The organism is Mycobacterium sp. (assembly GCF_036488105.1).
GTDB lineage: Bacteria > Actinomycetota > Actinomycetes > Mycobacteriales > Mycobacteriaceae > Mycobacterium.
Window position 1 is genome coordinate 1 of sequence record NZ_DASXHW010000236.1, and the last position, 4,449, is coordinate 4,449.

Genomic DNA, 4,449 nt, shown 5'->3' on the forward strand with positions numbered 1-4,449 from the left:
GGTCCCTGCCCAGCAGCGCGCACTCCATGCGGCGCCGCATGAATCGGTATCCGCTGACCTGCAGCCTCGTGGTCGGTTGGTATGCCATCCAGTCCCCCAAGCCCTTCGTCAGTTCGGCTTCACGATATGTACTGGTCACGCCGCGGGCCCTCGACGATCCACAGCCAGACCCCGGAAAACCGTGGATATGACCGCGGGCCCGAAAATCCGTAGAATCACCTGGTGAGCATCAGCCGCAAGACCCGTCTCGCATCCCATCGTGCCTGGTCACGCGGCTTTCGCTGGGCCGGGCTGGGGGCCGCCGCGGTGCTGGCCGCAGGCGCCTTGACGGTCGCACCGAGCGCCATCCAAAGCGCGGTGCCCTCGGCCAAGGCCGACAACTGCCCGGACGTCGCGGTGACGTTCGCCCGCGGTACCGACGAGCCGACCGGGCTGGGACTCGTCGGCCAGGCCCTCGTCGACAGTCTGCGCCAGAACACCGGCAAGAACATCGACGCCTATCCGGTCAACTACCGGGCCACGCTGCTGCAGCTGCACGGCAACGACGGCGCCAAGGACGCCATCAAGCACATCAAGGACGTGGCCGACAAATGCCCGGCCACCCCGCAGGTGCTCGGCGGATACTCGCAGGGCGCGTCGGTGGTCGACATCGTCACCGGAACGCATATTGGCGGCGTCGGCTGGGGCGATTCGCTGCCGCCGCAATACGCCAGCCACGTCATCGCGGTCACCACGTTCGGCAACCCGGCCGACCGTAGCGGCGGAACCATCGCGGCTCAGAGCGCAATGTTCGGCGCCAAGGCCGTCGACTACTGCAACCCCGAAGACCCGATCTGCCACGCCGGCCAGGGCAACCAGTGGAGCGGGCACACCGAAGGCTACGTGCCCGTCTACACCAACCAGGCCGCCAGCTTCGTGCAGACCCGGCTGCTGTCGGTACTGCCCCCCACCACATCCGACGGACCGCTGGGCGTTCCGCCTGGCCCCGGCCCTCTCGGCGTTCCGCCCGGACCTGGTCAGGGTCCGCTGCCTGGTCAGGGCCCGCTGCCTGGGCCCAACCCCAACCCCGACGTCCCGGGTCCGACCGTGGTCAGCCAGACCCAGCCCACCGCGTTTCACTGATCAGACGGTCACTGCGCTGATCTTGCAGCGGCGGATTACTGTCGGGGCATGAAACTGCGCTCGATAGCCCACTCATCACGGTCGATTCGGGGCGTGTGCGCCGCCGCCTTTCTCGCCGCAGGCTTGATGCTTGCCCCCGCGACGCTGATCCCGACGGCTTCGGCCTCCTGCCCCGACGTCGACGTGGTGTTCGCCCGCGGACGGCAGGAATCGCCCGGCGCCGGCGTCGTCGGTAACGCCTTCGTCAGCGCGCTGCGGTCGAGAGTCAACCGGAACGTCAGCCTCTACGCGGTGCGCTACCCCGCCGACACCCAGATCGACGTCGGCGCCAACGACATAAGCGCGCATGTCCAATCGACCATCAACGGCTGCCCGAACACCCGCGTGGTGTTGGGTGGCTACTCGCTGGGCGCGGCGGCCACCGACGTCGTGATGGCGGCTCCCGGCCCGATGTTCGGTTTCACCAATCCGCTGCCGCCGGGCGCCGACCAGCACATCGCGGCGATCGCGCTGTTCGGCAACGGCACCCAATGGGTCGGGCCGATCGCGAATTTCAACCCGGTCTACGCCGACCGGACCATCGACATGTGCCACGGCGCCGACCCGATCTGCAACCCGGCCGACCCGCACACCTGGCAGGACAACTGGCCGCAACACGCTGGCAGCCTCTATATCAGCGACGGCATGGTCAATCAGGCCGCCGACTTCGTCGCGGGCAAGCTGGCATAGCCGTATTCGCCGATCGAACCCACAGGTCGGTATCAGCGGGCCTTTAGCTTCACCCGCTAACTTTTGCTCATGCGATTCGCCCCGATCGTTCCGCCTTCGCAGGCGCGTGTGCGCCGCAGGTCACGATGGCACAGCGGTTAGCCGGCTTCACGGCAGCGGGGTTGCTCGCCTTGGGCCTGCTGGCTGCCCCGGCGCTGGCACCGCTCGCGACGACGACCATTGCGAAGGCATCGGCGGCCTGCCCGGACGCCGAAGTCGACTTCGCCCGCGGCCGCGAAGAAGCCCCCGGCGTCGGCGCGGTCGGCCAGGCCTTCATCAGCTCGCTGCAGCGGAAGGTGCCGCACATGACGATCGGCTCCTACGGGGTCAACTATCCCGCAAACATCAGCGTCGACAGCGGCGCCAACGACTTGGGCGCCCATGTCCAACAGATGGCGGCCAGTTGCCCGAACACCAAGCTGGTGCTGGGCGGCTATTCGCTGGGTGCCGAGGTGGCCGACCTCGCGACCTGGAGCCGTGTACCGCCGGGTGCGAATCAGCACGTCGCGGCGGTCGCGTTGTTCGGTAATGGCACCCGGCGACCCGCCCCCGCCTTCGCCGGTAAGACCATCGACCAGTGCGCCGCCGGCGATCCGATTTGCAACAGAGGAGGCACGCGCGACCTGCATTGGTCGTCGCACCTGCAGCCGTCTTACATCGACTCGGGCTTGGTCGATCAGGCGGCCGGCTTCGTCGCCGGCAAGTTATAGATCAGTCCCGCGTACGCAATTCGCGGGTGATCAGCGTGCGCGACTGCAACTCGCTGTCGGGCGGGTAGTCCACTCCCACCAGCGTCAAACCCCGGGCCGGCGCGGCGGCGAAATCGCTGGAGCGGCGGGTGTCGGTCAGCAGCTCAGCACACCAGTCGGCGGTGCGCCGATGCTCACCGACCGCCAGCAGCGCGCCGACCAATGATCGCACCATCGACCAACAGAACGCATCGGCGGTGACGTGCGCGGTGATCAGATCGCCGTCACGCTCCCAGTCGAACCGTTGCAGGTCGCGAATCGTCGTGGCCCCTTCGCGGTGACGGCAAAACGCGGCGAAGTCGTTCAGCCCCAACAGGTTTCGTGACGCGCCGGCCATCGCGTCGACATCGAGGGCTCGCGGCCAACTGGTGATGTAGCGGGCCTGATGCGGCTCCACGCCAAAGTCGGCCGTGGAAAGCCGATAGACGTAATGGCGTCGCAGCGCCGAGAACCGCGAGTCGAAACCCGCTGGCGCACGGACGATCTGGCGGACCCGAACGTCGGTGGGTAGCAGTCGGCCGAGCCGTCGGACCAGCGGCTGAAATTCGTACTGATTCGGCCGCGGTGAGCGCGGATAGGCGTTCGGCAACTCGTCGACCGGAACGTCGACATGGGCGACCTGGCCGGTGGCATGCACGCCGGTGTCGGTGCGACCGGCCGCCCACAGCCGCAACTGGCTGCGAAACACCGTCGACAGCGCCCCCTCGAGTACACCCGCGACGGTGCGCTGACCGGACTGTGTCGCCCACCCGGCGAAATCTGTACCGTCGTAAGCGATATCGAGCCTTAGACGAACGCACCCGCCATCGGAGTCGATGGCGGGCACGTCGTTCAACGGCAAATCGTCAGGACTCGTCAGCGTCCTCGGCTTCCGCTTCAGCGGCGTGCGGCTCCGAAGCCTCCGGCTCAGCCGCTTCCACCTCGGTAGCAGCCTCCGGCGCGGCCTCGGTCGTTTCGGCCTCGGCCACAACCTCTTCGGCCTTCGGCTCGGCCGCAGCCGGCGCGGCCTTGGCGGCGGGTTTGGAAGCGCCCACCCGACGCGCGCGATCAGCTTCGGAGGTCACCGTCTTCTCCTGCACCAGCTCGATGACCGCCATCGGCGCGTTGTCGCCCTTGCGGTTCTCGACCTTGATGATGCGGGTATAGCCGCCGTTGCGGTCGGAGAAGAACGGCCCGATCTCGGCGAACAGGCTGTGTACCACGTCCTTGTCGCGGATCTTCTTCAGCACCTCACGCCGATTGTGCAGCGTGCCCTTCTTGGCGTGGGTGATCAGCTTCTCCGCGTAGGGCCGCAATGCCCGAGCCTTGGTTTCGGTGGTCTTGATCCGACCGTGCTCGAACAGCGCCGTCGCCAGGTTGGCCAGGATCGCCTTCTGGTGCGAAGACGATCCGCCGAGGCGAGGACCCTTGGTGGGCTTGGGCATTGCGACTTCTCCTAAATGGGGCCGGTCCGGAGTATCAGGTAGGACCGGGACGGAATTCTTTAGAGCTGTTCGGTTTCGGCGTAGTCCGTGTCGTCGTAGCTGCCCTCGGCGGACCAGGTGCCGGTGGCGACGTCGTAGCCGGCGACCTCGGACGGGTCGAAGCTGGCCGGGCTGTCCTTGAGCGACAGACCCAACTGGTGCAGCTTGACCTTCACCTCGTCGATCGACTTCTGACCGAAGTTGCGGATGTCGAGCAGGTCGGACTCGGTGCGCGACACCAGTTCTCCGACGGTGTGCACGCCCTCACGCTTGAGGCAGTTGTAGGAGCGCACGGTCAGATCCAGGTCGTCGATCGGCAGCGCGAACGACGCGATGTGGTCGGCCTC

The 4,449-nt window shown here is 67.2% G+C and carries 7 protein-coding genes; 3 read left to right on the forward strand and 4 right to left on the reverse strand.

Going from position 1 to position 4,449, the window contains the following annotated elements:
* Positions 1-88, reverse strand: an 88-nt coding sequence (locus VGH54_RS12445; RefSeq protein WP_331512308.1) for a type VII secretion protein EccB, incomplete at its 3' end; no start/stop codon positions are given.
* A 221-nt stretch (positions 89-309) separates the two neighbouring features.
* Between VGH54_RS12445 and VGH54_RS12450 the strand changes: the two genes are divergently transcribed.
* From VGH54_RS12450 to VGH54_RS12460, 3 genes are all read left to right on the forward strand, one after another.
* Complete coding sequence (locus VGH54_RS12450) at positions 310-1,122, forward strand: cutinase family protein (RefSeq protein WP_331512309.1); 813 nt, start codon at positions 310-312, stop codon at positions 1,120-1,122.
* Between the two features lie 48 nt (positions 1,123-1,170).
* Positions 1,171-1,851: a cutinase family protein gene (locus tag VGH54_RS12455; RefSeq protein WP_331512303.1), complete on the forward strand. Its 681-nt coding sequence runs from the start codon at positions 1,171-1,173 to the stop codon at positions 1,849-1,851.
* A 125-nt stretch (positions 1,852-1,976) separates the two neighbouring features.
* Positions 1,977-2,600: a cutinase family protein gene (locus tag VGH54_RS12460; protein WP_331512304.1), complete on the forward strand. Its 624-nt coding sequence runs from the start codon at positions 1,977-1,979 to the stop codon at positions 2,598-2,600.
* Position 2,601: 1 nt separating this feature from the next.
* On the opposite strand, the gene truA is transcribed toward VGH54_RS12460, so the two are convergent.
* The 3 genes from truA to VGH54_RS12475 all read right to left on the reverse strand — a co-directional run.
* Positions 2,602-3,474, reverse strand: coding sequence for a tRNA pseudouridine(38-40) synthase TruA (truA, locus tag VGH54_RS12465; protein ID WP_331512305.1), 873 nt, complete (start codon positions 3,472-3,474; stop codon positions 2,602-2,604).
* A 10-nt stretch (positions 3,475-3,484) separates the two neighbouring features.
* A complete protein-coding gene (gene rplQ / locus VGH54_RS12470) occupies positions 3,485-4,063 on the reverse strand; it encodes a 50S ribosomal protein L17 (RefSeq protein WP_331512306.1) in 579 nt (192 codons plus the stop codon).
* A gap of 59 nt (positions 4,064-4,122) precedes the next feature.
* The coding region (locus VGH54_RS12475) for a DNA-directed RNA polymerase subunit alpha C-terminal domain-containing protein (RefSeq protein WP_331512307.1) at positions 4,123-4,449 on the reverse strand (327 nt) is incomplete at its 5' end.